The sequence below is a fragment of the Psychrosphaera aestuarii genome (assembly GCF_017948405.1).
In the GTDB taxonomy this organism is placed as follows: domain Bacteria; phylum Pseudomonadota; class Gammaproteobacteria; order Enterobacterales; family Alteromonadaceae; genus Psychrosphaera; species Psychrosphaera aestuarii.
On the sequence record NZ_CP072844.1, the window covers coordinates 905,745 to 923,620 of the forward strand.

The 17,876-nt window shown below is 39.4% G+C and carries 16 protein-coding genes; 14 read left to right on the top strand and 2 right to left on the bottom strand.

Going from position 1 to position 17,876, the window contains the following annotated elements; genetic code table 11:
• Positions 1 to 348: 348 nt before the first annotated feature.
• From J9318_RS04195 to glpQ, 13 genes are all read left to right on the top strand, one after another.
• Complete coding sequence (locus J9318_RS04195) at positions 349 to 606, top strand: DUF3081 family protein (protein ID WP_210561521.1); 258 nt, start codon at positions 349 to 351, stop codon at positions 604 to 606.
• Between the two features lie 263 nt (positions 607 to 869).
• Positions 870 to 1,478, top strand: a complete 609-nt coding sequence (locus tag J9318_RS04200; RefSeq protein WP_244731871.1) for a TlpA family protein disulfide reductase — start codon at positions 870 to 872, stop codon at positions 1,476 to 1,478.
• 40 nt (positions 1,479 to 1,518) lie between these two features.
• Entirely contained in the window at positions 1,519 to 1,743 is a 225-nt protein-coding gene (locus J9318_RS04205; protein ID WP_210561523.1) for a DUF4266 domain-containing protein, read from the top strand.
• On the top strand, positions 1,734 to 3,020 hold the full coding sequence (locus tag J9318_RS04210) for a DUF3570 domain-containing protein (protein ID WP_210561525.1): 1,287 nt from the start codon (positions 1,734 to 1,736) through the stop codon (positions 3,018 to 3,020). The genes J9318_RS04205 and J9318_RS04210 overlap by 10 nt, the downstream gene beginning before the upstream one ends.
• A gap of 19 nt (positions 3,021 to 3,039) precedes the next feature.
• Positions 3,040 to 3,948 (top strand): FAD:protein FMN transferase, encoded by a 909-nt coding sequence (locus J9318_RS04215; protein WP_244731874.1) that lies wholly within the window; start codon positions 3,040 to 3,042, stop codon positions 3,946 to 3,948.
• Positions 3,945 to 4,598 carry a response regulator gene (locus J9318_RS04220; RefSeq protein WP_210561527.1) on the top strand — a complete coding sequence of 218 codons (654 nt, stop codon included), beginning with the start codon at positions 3,945 to 3,947 and terminating at the stop codon, positions 4,596 to 4,598. The genes J9318_RS04215 and J9318_RS04220 overlap by 4 nt, the downstream gene beginning before the upstream one ends.
• Positions 4,599 to 5,966, top strand: a complete 1,368-nt coding sequence (locus J9318_RS04225; protein ID WP_210561529.1) for an ATP-binding protein — start codon at positions 4,599 to 4,601, stop codon at positions 5,964 to 5,966.
• Positions 5,967 to 5,970: 4 nt separating this feature from the next.
• Positions 5,971 to 6,390, top strand: coding sequence for a cupredoxin domain-containing protein (locus J9318_RS04230; RefSeq protein WP_425314326.1), 420 nt, complete (start codon positions 5,971 to 5,973; stop codon positions 6,388 to 6,390).
• Positions 6,383 to 7,117: a hypothetical protein gene (locus J9318_RS04235; protein WP_210561530.1), complete on the top strand. Its 735-nt coding sequence runs from the start codon at positions 6,383 to 6,385 to the stop codon at positions 7,115 to 7,117. The genes J9318_RS04230 and J9318_RS04235 overlap by 8 nt, the downstream gene beginning before the upstream one ends.
• Positions 7,114 to 7,812, top strand: coding sequence for a hypothetical protein (locus tag J9318_RS04240; protein WP_210561532.1), 699 nt, complete (start codon positions 7,114 to 7,116; stop codon positions 7,810 to 7,812). Before J9318_RS04235 ends, J9318_RS04240 begins: the two co-directional genes overlap by 4 nt.
• A gap of 109 nt (positions 7,813 to 7,921) precedes the next feature.
• On the top strand, positions 7,922 to 9,175 hold the full coding sequence (gene nhaD, locus J9318_RS04245; protein ID WP_210561534.1) for a sodium:proton antiporter NhaD: 1,254 nt from the start codon (positions 7,922 to 7,924) through the stop codon (positions 9,173 to 9,175).
• Positions 9,176 to 9,238: 63 nt separating this feature from the next.
• Positions 9,239 to 10,882: a phosphoethanolamine transferase gene (locus J9318_RS04250; RefSeq protein ID WP_210561541.1), complete on the top strand. Its 1,644-nt coding sequence runs from the start codon at positions 9,239 to 9,241 to the stop codon at positions 10,880 to 10,882.
• Positions 10,883 to 11,124: 242 nt separating this feature from the next.
• Positions 11,125 to 12,222 (top strand): glycerophosphodiester phosphodiesterase, encoded by a 1,098-nt coding sequence (gene glpQ, locus J9318_RS04255; protein WP_210561543.1) that lies wholly within the window; start codon positions 11,125 to 11,127, stop codon positions 12,220 to 12,222.
• A 24-nt stretch (positions 12,223 to 12,246) separates the two neighbouring features.
• Here glpQ and J9318_RS04260 read toward each other — a convergent pair whose 3' ends face one another.
• Positions 12,247 to 12,702 carry a GNAT family N-acetyltransferase gene (locus tag J9318_RS04260; protein WP_244732015.1) on the bottom strand — a complete coding sequence of 152 codons (456 nt, stop codon included), beginning with the start codon at positions 12,700 to 12,702 and terminating at the stop codon, positions 12,247 to 12,249.
• 277 nt (positions 12,703 to 12,979) lie between these two features.
• Between J9318_RS04260 and J9318_RS04265 the strand changes: the two genes are divergently transcribed.
• Positions 12,980 to 15,505: a zinc-dependent metalloprotease gene (locus J9318_RS04265; RefSeq protein ID WP_210561547.1), complete on the top strand. Its 2,526-nt coding sequence runs from the start codon at positions 12,980 to 12,982 to the stop codon at positions 15,503 to 15,505.
• A 154-nt stretch (positions 15,506 to 15,659) separates the two neighbouring features.
• Here J9318_RS04265 and J9318_RS04270 read toward each other — a convergent pair whose 3' ends face one another.
• Complete coding sequence (locus J9318_RS04270; RefSeq protein WP_210561549.1) at positions 15,660 to 17,576, bottom strand: methyl-accepting chemotaxis protein; 1,917 nt, start codon at positions 17,574 to 17,576, stop codon at positions 15,660 to 15,662.
• Positions 17,577 to 17,876: the final 300 nt, after the last annotated feature.

The window sequence follows — 17,876 nt, forward strand, 5'->3', positions numbered from 1 at the left end:
GTGTGCAAAAGCGACTTAGACCTGGCTTTTCAGTGAATTTAACCTTTGAGGTCCTAAAAGAACAAATTTGGCGGTCAGCAAAGACCTTTATTAAAAAAGTTTTGCTGAAATAGAATTGTTTGAATATTAACTGAGTAACGTTCACAACAACGAGCCGTTTGGTCTTATTAAAAGGTCGGGCGCTATTGTGACCTGTTAAACAAAATAAAACAATTATCTAAATAACAAAGTTATATAAAAAATTATTCTATATTTTGTGGTTTTTAGTACAGGTTTAAGAAAATTGAACAAATACAGCCGATATACAGTATGGTAGTTATGTACTAAAAATTACGTCGAGGATTGACCATGAAAAATGATTTAGACCTTCATATGTTGTTGAGAGTATTTGATAAAATAAGAACGAAAGGCGACGCAATTGATCAGGGCCATCAATTAGAAGGCATAAAAGCAGTTTCTGATTTTGATGGATACACGGTAGTTTTAAGCGATGTACAGTGTAACTTAACCTTGTTTTTTCATAACAAGTACGAGTTTGATTATCCTACTGCAACCGCCCGTGAACAATTTGAAAAAAGAATTTTGTACATCGATAAGCACTTTTAATCAAAAACTAGGCTCAATCAAAGCTAAGCTTAATATAAGTAAGCTCAATATAAGCTAAGTTCAATATAAGTTATCTTCACATAAAAAGAGGTGCCCAGCCATCGTCGCGAGCCACTCGCAAATGGGCACCTTATTCTACCCGTCACTATTTCTTAGAATAACGTCAAAAATAATTATCTTAAGGTTACGTTAAGGTTGTGTGCCTATATTCAACCATACTTTAGAGATATTCCATCTTAAAATGAAACGGACGGTAAAGCCTTATGACTGGTATTTCCAAATATTTATCAATAAAAATAACGTTTATAACGGCTTTGAGCATTATGGTTCTTAGCACTCTAACAATAGGCGCTGCGTTAGCGAGTCCGACAAACTCCAGCGCATTAGACTCAGCAGAAAGCCAGCGCACCATTCAAAGCAATACTCAAAATAGCACTCAAAAAAGTATTCAAAAAAATTTACAGTCAGGGCAAGCAGAGCAGCAGCTAGACACCATGCTTAGGGAAAATAAAGGTAAGGTTATTTATCTAGATTTCTGGGCGTCTTGGTGCGTTCCATGCCGCAAGTCATTTCCTTGGATGAATAAAGTGCAAGCAGACTATGCCAATCAAAGTTTCACTGTAATTAGCGTAAATGTTGATAAAGACTTTGATTTAGCACAACGCTTCTTGGCTGAAATGCCGGCATCATTTCCTGTTATCTACGATCCAAATGGTGAGCTCGCTAGCAAATATAAATTACAAGGCATGCCAAGTAGCTTTTTGATAAATCGTGACGGCAAATTTGTGCGGGCTCACAAAGGTTTTTTCTCGAAAAAAATAGCCACTTACGAAACAGAAATTGAACAATTACTTGGTGATCAAAACCGTTAAATTAGTTACTACGATACGCCAATACCGGCGAGGAGTTTTTATGAAAAACAAACTGAAGCTCGTTTCAATTGTTACACTTATTAGTCTTACCACAGGCTGTGCTTCGTTAGGGGTGCAACCATGGGAGCGAGATTTGCTGGCGAAAAAAGAGATGTCATTAAATTCAGCGCCCGTTGATGCAGCGCTCGATGATCATATTTATTTTAGTAAAGAAGCTTCTAGCGGTGGCCGCAGTTTTGCGGGGGGAGGTTGCGGATGCAATTAAATAAAAAAAACGCAAGCCAACTATTGGCTATTGCAGCTGGCGCATTGCTTGGTTCAAATGTACAAGCCGCAGATGAGCCGGTTGTTAGTGAGTCAACATGGTCGTTTGATACAGCATTAATGATGTATAGCGAAACTGACCGCGTGTCGGCCGTTGAAGGCATTTTGTCCGCTACCAAAGACTATGGCGACTCCAGACTACTTAACTTAAAGTTAACCGTTGATAGTTTAACCGGCGCGTCGGCTACCGGTGCCGTTGCACAACCTTACGTGCAAAGCTTTACTAGGCCTTCAGGTAAAGGCAATTACGAAGTGCAACCGGGAGAATTACCACTCGATGATACTTTCCGAGATACCCGGGTTCAATTTAACGGTCAGTGGACTCAACCACTAGGCAGCGACTATACCGGCAGTGTCGGCGGTTATTTTTCCAAAGAATACGATTATCTATCTTTGGGCGTAAATGGTAGCTTAGCTAGAGATTTTTATAACAAAAATACCACATTGTCGGCAGGCTTTTCGTTTGCTCACGATGTGTTAAATCCAGTTGGTGGCGTATCAAACCCGTTAACACCAATATTGCCATCGGCGCAAAGCTATATGGAGGATCAGGGCTATCGTTTAAATGCACTAGGCGATGAAGAAACCAAAGACACTATCGATTTATTGTTTGGCCTAACTCAGGTTATTAATCGAAGAATGTTAGTGCAATTAAACTACTCGTATTCTTCGGTAGACGGCTATCAAAATGATCCTTACAAGTTAGTGAGTCAAGTAGATGATAGCGGTATTGTTCAGCAAAATTTATATGAGTCGAGACCCGATCAACGCACGAAACAAAGTTTATTTGCGCAAACCAAGTATCATTTTGAAGACTCAATTTTAGACTTCTCATATCGATACATGTGGGATGATTGGGGCATCAGTTCAAACACGTTTGATGTTCGTTATCGTGTGCCAGTTAGCACCGGCTATATCGAACCGCATATTCGTTATTATCAGCAAGACGCTGCCGATTTTTATCAGCCATTCATCTACGACTCGCAAGCACTACCTGACTACGTGAGCGCGGATTATAGAGTAGGCGATCTAGATGGAATAACGGTTGGGTTAAAATATGGCTTTCCTCTAGAAAACGGTGATGAACTATCATTCCGGTTAGAGTTCTTTCAACAAACACCCAATAACCCAGGTGTAGAATTGCCTCCAGAGTTAGAAAGTCTGCCAATGTTTGAAAAAGTGCAAGCAGTTGTGCTACAAGTAAATTATTCTTTTTAAGTAACAGTTAAGAGTAAATATGAACCAAAGGACACTCAATATTGAACATCGTGCAGACTGTATTGCCGTGTCCTTTTTTTCAATGGCGAGTCCCTGTGAAGTCTTGTTTGACAGTAAAGATGAAGAACTGATTACTCAACTGGCCAAATGGTTAACGCAAGAAACCTGGCGAATAGAGGACAAATACTCTCGTTATCAAACAAATAACGTAATGCATCAAATAAATAATAGTAACGGTCATGTGGTATCTATAGATGCTGAAACGGCACGACTATTAATGTTTGCAGATGCATGTTATCAAGCCAGTGATGGTATGTTTGATGTCACATCGGGTGTGTTACGAAAAGCCTGGAAGTTTGATGGTGGTAAACATATCCCTTCACATGAAGAAGTAGCTAAACTTCTTCATTTGATTGGTTGGCAAAAGGTGCAATTCACACAAAAACAGCTAGCTTTACCCGCTGGAATGGAGTTGGATTTGGGTGGGATAGGCAAGGAATACGCTGTTGATAGTGTTGCACAAGGGCTTATTCAACGGCTCACCGCGCAGCAACAGGAAGTACCGTTTTTAGTTAATTTTGGCGGTGATATATTTGCTTCCAGCCCTAGGTCAAATGGAAAAGCTTGGGTAGTAGCGATAGACTTAAAAGGCTTATCAAATACTGAGCAAAAAATCTTATCCATTGAAAAAGGCGGGTTAGCAACCAGTGGCGATGCGAATAGGTTCCTACTTAAAAATGGTAAACGGTATACTCACATTTTAAACCCTAAGTCTGGTTGGCCCATTGAAAACGCACCTCGTTCAATTACCGTCGCTGCAGCTACCTGTATTCAAGCTGGAATGATGTGTACCATCGCAATGACCTGCGGCGATAAAGCAAAAGAGTTTTTAACAGAGAATGCATTAACCCACTGGATATATACATGAGATTATTATTAGTAGAAGATGATGCTCCATTGGGGAGTGGCTTAAAACAGTCATTTCAACATGAAGGATATGCAGTGGACTGGGTTGAATCGGGTAAACACGCGGTGTTGGCCTTTACAGATTGTGACTTGGTGGTATTGGATTTAGGGCTTCCAGATATGGATGGCTTGCAGGTTTTAAAAGAAATTAGGCGTAAAGACGCTAACAAACCAGTACTTATTTTAACCGCGCGTGATGGCATCGAGAATAAAGTTTCGGGCCTTGATTTAGGCGCCGATGATTACTTAGCTAAACCATTTGAAATGGAGGAGTTACTGGCTCGAGTCCGGGTGCTTGGTCGTCGTCTTAATTCTATGTCGAGTAATACCATTGAGATTGCGGGGGTGGAATTAGATCTTCACGACCATAAGGTAACGGTTGAGTCTAAAGTGATATCGCTGTCTAGGCGCGAATACATGATTGCAAAAGCACTTATGGAAAACGCAGGTCGTATATTGTCAAAATCTCAATTAGAAACAAAACTGTACGAATGGGGCGAAGAAGTTAGTAGCAATACTATTGAAGTGCATATTCATAATATTAGGAAAAAGTTACCCGATGGTTTTATCAATACGGTGAGAGGCGTTGGTTATATTGTGAGACCAAGCTAGATGTCAATTCAACGACAGCTCACGTTATTAATTTTAGCAACGGTCACCTTAGCGACGTTTTTTGCGGGTCTATACGGGTATAAAAGTAGTGCTCAGCAGTTAGATAATTTTTTTGATAAAGAGCTCCAAGCCTACTCGTCTATTTTGTTAACTCAATCTGCATATCAAACAGACTTCATCTCACCGGCAAATCAAACATTACAATTCCAAATATGGCGTGGCGACCGATTAATTGCAAAAAGTGCAAATGCTCCTAAACAACGTTTATCCAATTCGACTAGGGGGTTTGATGATGTCAGCGTCGCAGGAAAAAGATGGCGTATTTATGTAGATTCATCGGCCAATAGTATCGTTGGCGATAACGAAAAGTCGGTTGTTGCAATTGTCGCTCATGCCAATGACCTTAGGTTAGCAGCCGCGGAAAGTGTTTTAATTGAAGCCATTGCCCCTTTGGTCGTTGCCTTACCGATTATTGCTTTTTTTGTATTTTACTTCATAAGAAAAAGTCTTAAACCGCTGGTGGCGTTATCAAATGCCTTAACCTCTAAAAATAGTAATGATTTAACTCAGATAGATATTAACAATGCACCCAAAGAGTTATCTCCGGTTATTAATCACCTTAATGAGTTATTGCGTCGCTTATCTCAAGCGTTTGTTCGTGAGCGTCAATTATCAGCCAATACCGCGCATGAGCTAAGAACGCCAGTGAGTGTCTTAAACATTAATCTACATAACGCCTTACAAGCTTTTAATCAAAGTAACTTGTCGAGAGAAAATATACAGGAGTTGCAGAGCAATACGGATCGCTTAGCGCATGTTATTGAACAAATTATTGCACTTCATAGATTTACCGAAGAAAACTTTAATGAACACCGAGTTGCTTGCGATGTTGAGCAAATATTGCAGCAAGTGATTGCTCAAAACTACAATGAAATTAGCGTAAAGAGTCAAACAATAGAGCTAAGTTGCAACGCTCAAGTGGTAATAGGGCATGAGTTTGCGTTGTCGACCATGTTTGAAAACATATTAAAAAATGCCATTAAATATACGCCAAACAAGGGGTCAATTTTTGTTTCTGTCGTTGAAAGTGATGCACACAATCACCCAGAGCTTAAAGATGTGTCGGGCAAGGTTGTCGAAATTTCATTTGAAGATTCTGGGGCTGGAGTTAGCCAACAAGATTTAGATAAACTTACAGAGCGATTTTATCGCGCCAAGCTAACTGAAGCTCAAAAAGGCTCTGGTTTGGGACTGTCCATCGTTAAACATATTGTTGAATTACACAAAGGCGTCCTTAAATTTGCTAACTCACCACTTGGTGGCTTAAAAGTAACTGTGTTGCTAGAAGCAAAGCAAGGTATTGAATGACAATATGAGTATAGCTATCTGCACAAAATATTTATCTAATATTCAATCACTCATGACACCGGCATGTCGATTTATGCTCGGTAAAGCAAGATACGCCGCTGTTATCTTTTTGGGAGTGGTCGGTTTTGACTCGCTAGCGGATGATTTTCGAGTTGTCTTAAAAAACCATGTTTTTGTTCCGGCAGAAATCATTGTCCCAGCCGGTAAAAAAGTTCGTTTAGTGATCTACAACCAAGATGAGTCTGCTGAAGAATTTGATAGCTTTGATCTCAACCGCGAAAAGGTGTTATTTCCAAACAAAAAAGCAGTGATATTTATTGGTCCATTAAAAGCGGGGCGATATGAATATTTTGGTGAGTTCCATCCTGAAAGTGCGCAAGGTGTTGTGATTGCCAAATCAATGGAAGAAATAAAAAATGATTAAAACAGTCATCATCTTTCTTCGAGACTTGCTTCCCGTTTTTATTTTGTTTGCTTATTTGCAAAGCTTATACCCAGCGTTTTTTAAAATAAAAATGTCATCGGTTTGGAAAGGCTTGGGCGCCGCGCTCGTCGTTATATCAGTTAAGCCACTGCTTGAATTAAGCAATGACTGGTTTGATGGCACTGGACCAGAGTGGGTATCAATCTGTTTAATTCTGGTTGTTGTGACGGGAATGTTGTTGCTTACCTCAGCTCTTAATCGTTACAGGCCTGCCGTTATTTGGACAACGATTATTTGTTTTACTGGCTTAAAGTTTTCTTCCTTTTTGCTGTACTTCTCCGTTGAAATGACCACATCTGATTCATTAGGCGCACTTATAGTAAGCAGTGTTATGGGACTGGGTATTTGTGTCAGTTTTTATATATTGTGGAGCTTTGTGTTAAATGAAGTCTATGGTTTTAAACCCGCTTTTGTTGGTGCTTGTATATCCATGTTTGTAGCAGGTCAAGCGGCAAAAGTAGTCAATCATCTACATCAAATTGACGCAATTTCTATTGGTTCAAATCGACTAGGAAGTGTAGAGCATTATATTTCTGAACAGTCGGAATTAGGACATATTCTTAAAGCATTAGTGGGTTTTGAGTCGGTACCGTCTCAACTTTTTATAGTTGTATATGTGCTTACAGCCATCGCAGTTTTTACCAATTTTTATAGGAATAAAATATGAAACGCCTAGCAATATTACTCCTGCTAGTTAGCTTAACGTCGGGGAGCGTAATTGCTGACGGCATCGTGGTAGATAAAGTTTATCATCCCCTAGTATTGGCTAATGAACAGGAGTTTGAGTGGCGCTTTTTGTCAAGTCAAACAGAGCAACAGAATCGGTTGGCGCAACGCTTTGGTTATGGTCGAGCACTCAGTGATACAGTTGCTGCCGAGCTATATTTGATCGCAGAACGCGATGACGTTGGCAACTTTCAATTTCAATCTTATGAGCTCGAAGTTCGTTGGATGTTAACTGAGCAAGGTCAATATTGGGCTGATTGGGGGGCGGTGTTCGAAATAGAACGTAATACCTTAGTGGGATCGTCAGAGTTAGCAACAGGGTTACTCTTCGAAAAGGAAATAGGCCGAAACAGTTTAACGTTAAATGCCATTTTGATATATGAGTGGGGCGACGGCATAGAGGATGAATTTGAAACGGAATTTAGAGCACAATATCGTTATCGCTATATGGCAGAAGTACAACCATCGATAGAAGTTTATGTTGGCGAAAACTATTTTGGAATCGGACCTGCTTTAATGGGTGTGCGCCGTTTTAATGGCCAAAAACAGTTAAAATGGGAAGTGGGCTTTATATCGGAGCTTAGTAATAACATTAAGGACCATAGTCTTCGATTTTCTCTCGAGTATGAATTTTAAACGTTAGCATTTAATTTTAGAATAAACAGACAATTGCGCTAGTAAAACGAAGGCAATAAACCTAAACTGCCGATCCAATCTTCGGCCTCTATACTTTAACGATTAAACTATGACTACCGCTATAATAATTCTTGCCATCATCGCACTTCTTTTTGTTATTTTTGAAGAGGTTATTCATGTAGATAAAGCTAAATCAACATTGTTTATTGGAACCTTAAGTTGGATATTGGTTTATTTATTTCCGTTTCATGGTTCAAGTGCCGCTAACATTACAGAACAACTCAATGAGAATTTGCTAGAAATTGCGACATTGTGGTTATTTCTTATGTCAGCCATGACTTTTGTTGCTTATCTCAATAGCAAAGGCTTTATATCAAACTTAGTTCAGCGATTGTTACCCAAGCAGTTGTCAGAAAGAAAGTTCATGTTCTTACTTGGTTTTTTTGCCTTTATATTTAGTTCATTTGCCGATAACGTGACGGCCACTTTGGTTTCCGTTGCCGTCATTGCTTCTCTTCAAGTACCAGCAAGGCAAAGACTAAAATACGCTACATTAATTATATTTGCGGTTAACAGTGGCGGTGTTTCCCTAATAACAGGTGATGTCACCACCTTGATGATCTTTTTAGATGGCAAGGTGAGTATAGGCAACCTATTACTTCTCATTTTGCCATCATTAACAGCGGTGTTAGTTTTAGCCGCGTTATTATCACGAAATATGAGAGGGCAGTTAACCTTTGAAGGCAAGCATGAAGCTATCGAAGGTAAAGACAAGATCATTGCTGGTGTGTTTATTCTCACCATATTTAGCACATTATATTTAAATGCTGCATATCAAATCCCACCAGTATTAACCTTTTTGTTTGGTTTAAGCTGTATGTTTTTAATAGGGCAATACTTGGTTCGTAAAACCAATAGAAATATTCTCAACTATATCCGCGAAATTGAGTTTGATACCTTGTTATTTTTCTTAGGTGTTTTACTCATTGTGGGCATGCTAAAAGAAGTTGGTGTGTTGACGCAGTTAACAACTATCTATCAAGTGTTTGATACAAGTGTTGCAAACTACTTGCTAGGTTTACTATCGGCAGTGCTTGATAACGTACCACTAACAGCGGCTTTGTTAAAAGCCGATATACAGATGGATACAGCTAATTGGTTGGCACTTACTTATGCCACTGGAGTTGGTGGTTCGGTGTTAGTAATCGGTTCAGCTGCCGGCATCATTGCTATGAGCAAGGTCAAGGAACTCAACTTTATTAGCTACTTGTCCATGGCCGGTTATTTATTAGCAGCGTATACGATTGGTTACTGGCTGAGTTATGCAGTAACTAGTTTTTCGCTTGTTCGCTTTGGAATTTAAATCGTCTTAAGCTTCCGTTAAGGAGGCCGCAATACAATTGCTCTACATTAAGTGGAGCAATTTATGTCAAACTTTTTAAAAACGAGCAGAAAGCTCGTCTTGTCGAGTAACCAAGTTTTATTACTTGTCGCGTGCTATTTTACATTAGTATTTAATTATCCATTTTTATCCCGCCTGGTTAAAGGAGGTTTGTCAGCTAACGACATTAGTTTCGTGTTTTTGCTGTCGTTACCTATCTTTTTAATGGCTTTAATTTCGCTGTTATTTTCGTTATTTATACCAACAAAAATAATGAAACCCATGCTTTTTCTATTGGTAATACTTTCATCCGTAATTTGGTTTGCTCAGGTCAATTATGGCATCGTTTTTGACTATTCTATGGTACAAAATGTATTTGAAACTGATAGTGCTGAGGCTTTTACATATTTAAATACAGCCGCTTTCGTTGAAGTGTTTGCTGTATCGTTTATACCGATTGTATTTATATATCTGGTAAAAATAGAGCTCAATAGTTTTTGGCCGTCAATAAAATCGAGAGTGGGGTTAATACTAACTTCCTTTGTGGTATTGCTCGGAGTAGTTTATCCACAATACTCTGACTTTTCAGCCGTGGGGCGTAATAATCACGATGCAATTAATTATATTATCCCTTTTAAGCTGATCGATTCTAGCTACAAATATATCAGAGATAACTATGTATATCCGGCTATGCCATATAAGGTGCTAGACGAGTCCCCAGAACTATTAACCAATGCAAAACAGCTTACTATTTTAGTTGTGGGTGAAACGGCACGCGCTCAAAATTTTTCGTTAAATGGTTATAAAAAGCCAACCAATACTTTTACCAACAAATTAAACCTTACATCATTTAAACATGTCACTTCTTGTGGAACTGCGACTGCTATTTCAGTACCTTGTATGTTTTCAAGATTAAATCACGATAGTTACGATAAACGGATTGCCGCAAATCAGCAAAACGTTTTAGATATTATACAAGCGGCGGGTGTATCGGTAACCTGGCTCGATAATAACAGCAGTTGTAAAGGGGTATGTGCGCGCATTACCTCTATAAAAGTTGATCCAACACAGGAGTCAGACTTGTGTGATGGCGAATATTGCTTCGATGAAATAATGATTAATTATTTAGACTCGATCATTGCTCAGATGCAATCCGACAACAAGCTTATTGTTCTTCATATGATTGGATCGCATGGGCCAACTTATTTTAGGCGTTATCCAGCTAGTCATGCGGTCTTTTTACCACATTGTAACCGTAGCGATATTCAAAACTGTACACAAGAGGAGCTACTAAACACCTACGACAATACGATTCGTTATACGGACTATGTACTCTCTTTGTTAATTAACCGACTAAAGAAGATCTCAAATCAAAATGGTACGAACACGCAGCTACTGTATGTTTCTGACCATGGAGAATCGTTAGGAGAAAATGGTGTTTACTTACATGGTTTTCCCTATACGCTAGCACCTGAAGACCAAACCCATATTCCAATGATATATTGGAATTCCCAACGTCTCGAACAACCCGAACAAACGTGCATAAAAGCGTTAGACAATAAACCAGTTAGCCATGACGAACTGTTTGATAGTCTTCTAGGTTTAATGAAAGTGAAATCAAGCACCTATCAACAAAACCATGATATATTTTTGCCTTGCACAAGGAGAACTCAGTTGGTTGCGAGATGAATAAGTACTCTCCAATCAGTGTTATGGCTAGTCATTCTTTTATATGCAGGCACGATACTATGATCCAGTTATAGGTCGTTTCTATTCGAATGATCCTGTTGTTTAGACTGCTGCCAACCCTAAAATGTCAGTGGATTTTTTTTTGTAATTAATAGTCCATGTAAGTATGCTAAAACAGACAGTAAGCCGACACTATAGTTGATGGTGGAAAAGTCAGTTTAAAACATGTTTAAGGAAAATAAATGAAAACGCTGCTAATCGTTATACTGCTGTCACTATTCCCACTTTTGGTTGGCTGTACAGCTAATGGTGAACTTAAAAAGACTAAGCTTACAAATCAAAAAGTTGTTATAGCACACCGCGGTGCAAGTGGTTACTTACCTGAGCACACTATGGCTTCTAAGGCGATGGCTTACGCGATGAAGGTTGACTATATAGAGCAAGACTTAGTGATGACCAAAGATGATCATTTAGTTGTATTACATGATCATTACTTAGACCGAGTTACAAATGTGGCGGAAAAGTTTCCAAAACGGAGCCGACAGGATGGCCGCTATTACGTCATCGATTTCACTCTGGCTGAAATTCAAACCCTTGATATGACAGAGGGCTTCTCGATAAAAGAGGGCGTGCTAGCCGCAAATTATCCAGACAGGTTTCCTATTTGGCAGTCTAAATTTAAAGTGCACACTTTTGCCGATGAAATTGAGTTAATCCAAGGCTTAAATAAAAGTACCGGTAAAAATGTTGGTTTATACCCTGAAATAAAGTCGCCTATATTTCACATATTAAATGGCAAAGATATTAGTAAAGCCGTGTTGCTTGAACTTAAAAAGTACGGCTACTCTAATCAAGATAGCAAGGTTTTTGTTCAAAGCTTTGATGCGAATGAGCTCATAAGAATTAAAATGGAATTGATGCCGGAGTTAGGTATCGACCTTAAGCTTGTGCAATTAATAGCGATGACGAGTTGGAAAGAAACCGTCAATATTAAAGATGGTGCTGCGAAGCCGTATAGTTATGATTGGATGCTCAAGCCTGAAAATATGAGCAAAATTGCTCAGTATGCAAATGGTATTGGTCCATGGAAACCTATGTTAATTACACAAAGTGAAAATAGTAAGTTTGCCAAGTCAAACGGGTTAACGGAAGCCGCACATAAGGCTGGCTTACTGGTTCACCCTTACACATTCCGTGCAGATAAGGGGGAGGTTCCAAAGTATGCCAAAGACTTCCCAACATTGTTACGATTCTTTTACTTTGAAATTGGTGTAGACGGTATTTTTACTGATTTTCCGGATAAAGCCGTGGATGTTTTATCTAGTGAGGCGCAAAACTAAAATGCTCAAGCTAACAGCGAGTGCTTACTTGCAGTCACGGCACATTACAATATTGGCACGAGTGTACACTGGGTGTTGTCCTTGTGATGTTGTTTTAAAGCCGTATTTTTTGTAGAGTCCAATCGCGGTAGTTAGTTTAGTATTAGAGACAAGGTAAACTTGTTGTGCGTCTATTGCGGTGAGTTTTGCTAAGGCATATTCAATTAATTTTTTCCCATATCCCTTTCCTTGACTGTTTGGTGACACGGCCATGCGAGCTAACTCAAAAATACCATTGCCATTATTAAACAGTGCGCACACTCCTTTTACAACGCCATCATCAACTAGGCTAAAAATGTAGCCACCATTAGTAATGACTTTCATAGGATCGCTTGCTAACTCTCGATCAACTTCTTCAATTTCAAAGTAATGTGATATCCACTCTTCGTTTAAGCGGATAAAGTCTTCTAATAGCTCTTGTCTATTTTCTAGTATTGTCACAGCGTTCAAAACTTAATTACTCCATAGACGTAGATCTGATGAAAAGAGAGATAGTAGCTCTTTCTCGACGTGTTTTGAAATTTTGTTCACCACATATGTTGATGTATTAAGTAACGTTAATTAGAGTAGTAATCAATTAACCTTAATAAATAAACGATTAGTCTCAGATAGATAGACTATTAGGTGAGATTAATTTATACAAAATAATAATAAGACACTTAAAAGAATATCGTTCGATAAGAAATGATCAATTTGGAATAGGAATCAATATACCGATATGAAGTTATTAAACAAAACTATGCTGGCCTTAAGCATCACCAGCTTTAGTGCCGCTGCGACGGTGCTGACACAAGCAGAGATTGACGCGCTAAGTAAGTCCAATACCAATGTTGCACCGGCTTACTCTTTGTTAGCAGCTGATAAAGCGGAAGACGCTGAAAAACCAGACGAAGCAGAAAAAGCAGACAAGAAAGATAAAAAAGACAAGAAAAAAAGTAAATTCAAAGATTATGCTGACATCGTCACAGACAAAGCCATAACGTCAAAAGGCATCTTTACCACTCACCTTGTTGATAACAAAGTTTACTTTGAAATCCCTGCTGCTGAGTTAGGTCGTGAGTTTGTATGGCAAGTTAAGACCTCAGGCACACAGCCTGGCAAAGGTCTAATTAGTGCCGACATTGGTCGCCAATATGTGGTTTTTGAGCGACATAATGACGACATATTATTACGTAGCCGCAATTACTCAGTAGTGTCTGAAGAAGGATCACGAGAATCTTTTGTGGTTAAAAAGGCTTCTATAGATGGCATTATTGCAAAGCTTCCAATTACGACTTTTTCTACAGATGACACAAAATCACCGGTTGTAGACATTACCAGCTTATACATGGGACAGCACAAAGAGCTTTTTCCAGCACCACGAGCGCCACGTAATCCAAAAGCACCAAAAGCACCGAATTTCAAACTGAATACAAAAACGTCTTTAATTACTAAAGTCAAAGCGTTTGAAAAAAATATTGAAGCAACCGTGTTAGCTCAATTCACAAGTGCAAAAGTGAATGACACTAAAGAGCTACGTCATTCAATCTTTGCATTGCCAGACACACCAATGAAACCGCGTTTTTATGACAAGCGAGTGGGTTACTTCACAGCGAACTATTCTGACTATAGTTCAGATAAAAACAAATTAGACTCGTTCAGCTACATTAAGCGCTGGCGTTTAGAAAAGAAAAATCCAGAGCTAGAAGTAAGTGAGCCAATAGAGCCAATCGTTTGGTACATAGACCGTGGCACACCTGAGAAGTATGTTGAAGCTGTTAGAGAAGGCATTGAGTTTTGGCAATCGGCGTTTGAACAAGCTGGCTTTAAAAACGGTATTGTTGCCAAAATGGCACCTAGCATGGAAGAAAATCCGGATTGGGATCCAGAAGATGCTCGTTTTTCTGTAATTCGTTGGATTCCATCAGGTATTCCAAACGCGCAAGGGCCACATGTTGCTGACCCTCGCTCAGGCGAAATTATTGAAGCCGACGTACGTATGTACCACAACGTAATCAAGTTACTTGAAGGTTGGTACTTTGCTCAAGCGGGCGCAACCGACCCAAGAGCTAAAAAGCTTCCTTTACCAAACGATGTGATGAGTGACTTAGTTCGATTTGTTGTTGCTCATGAAGTGGGTCATTCAATAGGTCTTCACCACAACTTTATTGGCAATAATTCTTACACGATTGATCAGCTCAGAGACCCTGAATTTGTAAAAGAATTTGGCGTTTCGGCTTCAATCATGGATTACGCCCGATTTAACTATGTAATACAACCAGAAGATGGTGTGTCACCAATTGATTATGATCCGGGTCCATACGACAAGTTTGCAATTGAATGGGGTTACAAAGAGTTTAAAGGCGACCTGACACCAAAAGAAGAATCGGTCTTGTTAAGTAAAATTGCAGACCGTCAGCTAAACGATGACCGACTTCGTTGGGATGCGTATTCTAAACCAAGCTATTTAGATCCTCGCATTTTAACCGAAGCAATTGGTGATGATCCTGTTGAAGCAACAAGACTAGGACAGAAAAACAAAAAGCGTATTTTAGAAAACCTAATCAACGCGACTAGTTTTGAACCCAACAAAGGCTATGACGAGTTAGACAACGCTTACAAAACGGTCATTCAACAACACGCTAGAGAGCTTGGGCATGTTGCTAAAGCGGTGGGCGGTGTGATGTATCGCAATGAGTTAACTCAGGATCATAAAGAAAAACAAGTATTTGAAATCTTCCCTAAGAAAAAACAAGAGCGTGCTGTTGAGTTTTTGATCGACAACGGTGTGAAGTTACCTGAGTTTTGGAACAACAAAGAGATTTTGAAACGTATTGGTCAGGATAAATTTGAACAATACGCTAGCTCCATCATTAGACAAGCCGTAGGTAGTCCGCTCGCAGCTCATCGCTTAGATTCATTGATTAAGTTACAAGCGGCTGGTGAAGACGTGATGGATCCGGTAAAAACTGTTAATAAGTTTGTTGATGCGATATATGGCGACTTCAAATCTCGTCGTGCAAAGTCAGACCAATATACAATAATGCTACAAGACTACTTTGTGACAAAATTGCTAGCCGACATTTCATCAACTAAGTCTTCACCGACTTTGGTTGCAATGTTAAGAGGCATAGCTACTGAGTTAAAATCTGATCTAAACGCTGCTGCGAGAAAGCACGATGGTAAGTTACAAGGTTACCGTTATGCTGGCCTAGCCGCTCGACTCGAGGAAGGTTTGGAACCGAAAGTAACGGTTAAAAAATAGCGCTAACCAAACACATAGCACTTCGATTTACGTAGCAAGGTGCTCTGGTTAGTGGTCATGGTCTAAGCATTAAGCTATACGTTGAGCTTAACTTAACCAGGCTAATAGATTAAAAGAAACTTCGATTATTCGGAGTTTCTTTTTTTTGCACCCATTAAATTTTAAATGTTTTCACAATAGCGTCTAATTCTTTCGACATGTTGCTAACTTGTTTTGTTATCTCTAAGGCGAGTTCGGCATTTTCCAATGAAGAGTTTGCCAGTTCATCTATCTTGGTGGTGTTTTTATTGATTTCATCAGACACATAAGACTGCTCTTCAACTGCGGTAGCAATTTGATAATTCATATCACGAATATCGGTAACGGAGCCTTTAACCGTTTGGATTGAGGACTCTGTAGATTTAGTTAATGCAACGCCACTTTCCGCTTGTTTGCGGCTATCGTCAATCACGCTAACGGCCTCTTTTACCCTAGTTTGTAAACTAGAGATCATTGAATTAATTTCTTCTGTTGAAGCTTGAGTTCGACTTGCAAGAGTACGAACTTCATCTGCAACAACGGCAAAACCTCGTCCTTGTTCGCCGGCCCGGGCTGCCTCAATTGCTGCATTTAAAGCAAGTAGGTTAGTTTGTTCGGCAATACCCCTAATCACATCTAAAACCGCTCCAATATTATTACTTTCGGTATTTACCAGAGAAATGACATCTGTGGCGTTGGATATTTGGGCAACGAGTTTGTCAATGGCATCAACGGTGTCCGACAAAAGTTCCAAGCTATGTGTCGATTCTTGCTCCGCTTTATCAGCTGACTTAGCTGCGCTATTACCGCTGTTAGAGACTTCGTGTATGGTACTTGTCATTTCTGTAATTGCAGTAGCGACGGATGTTATTTCATCTCGCTGATTTGCGGTATCCAAATTGATTTTATCCATCATTTGGTTGACCTCGTCGACTGAACGATTAAGGGCGCTGCTTGATGTACTAACATTTGATATTGCACTTCGTACTTTTTCAGCAAAATTATTAAAAGCCTTTGCAAGCCGAGCAAACTCATTATCGCCTACGACATTTAAACGTTTAGTTAAATCGCCATCTCCGTCGGCAATTTCAGTCATAGCCGTTACTGCGTCATTAAGTGGCCTTGAAATCATGATGGATATCCAATACGCAAACGTTAATCCAATGGCAAAGACAAACAAACTTATGATGAGTTTGTCTCGTTTAGCTGTGTTAATTTGCGTTACATAATCTGACCGATCCATGATCAACTCAATAACCCCAATTGAACTGCCAGCGTAGTCTGTGACTTTACCTGCATATAGAGCAAAGGTACTGTCGCCGGCTGATATTGTTGATGAGTTTGACAACGTTAAAGCGCTATTGAGCTCGGACGTTGTTAGGTAACGAGAGTTTGAGCTACTTGCGATTATATTTAGCTGGTTATCCTGCTTGGCATAAATATTAACGTCGACACCATATTTATCTTTTATTCGGGTGACAAAGCTGTTGTCCAGCGCCATACCAAACTCAACACTACCAATATGTTGGCCTTGAAAATTAACAGGAACAACACCTCGAATGCCTAAACCTGCTTTGCCGACTTCAATACCACTGACCGATTTTTTTGAGTTGTTAACGTCTACCACGGTATTTCTAAAACTACTTAGGTCATCACCGAATTTGTCTACTTTGTGCAATCGTAAAAATGAGGTCGCAGGCGGCGTGTGAAATTGAAACTGTTTAACGCCATACTGATCTTTTGCAATTGAAAAAAACGGCATATTTAGCGAGGTTAATTGTTCTCTGTTCTTATTGGAAAAGGCTTGTTGAATGGGAGCAAAATTGGCAACTGAATAGGCAAGAGAGGTGGCGAGTCTACCTTCGGCTTCAATCTCTGAAAGTACCGCTCTATATAACTGCGATAGTTCCCTTTTTTCAGCCTGATTCGACATAGTCGTTAATGAACTAAAAGTAGATATAGCAAAGGTTATAGTGACTAATAAAATGATAATTGCGAAAGCACCAAGCAACAGACTTCTCATGCTCAACGAGTACAGAATGTTTTTAGTCATATACCTTCCTTAAAAGTTCTTCGAACCAACGTTTATTAAAACTCTAGCAGAAAATATTAATTTGGCTCGAATAAGGGGTTGAGAACATAAAACTCCTTCGTCGGGGAAGAAAATTGTGATTATTTAAACTATTTAACCCACAATTTCCCACATTATTCAGTGTGTTATTTTTTACGTTTATTTTATTGGCTTTGGCCGGCAAAAACTTGCCGTATATTTGCTTGACAATGCGTTGATCTGGAGCCTAAACTGTGAACTAGTGGGAAATTGTGGGATATATTGGTACGCAGTCCCAAATTT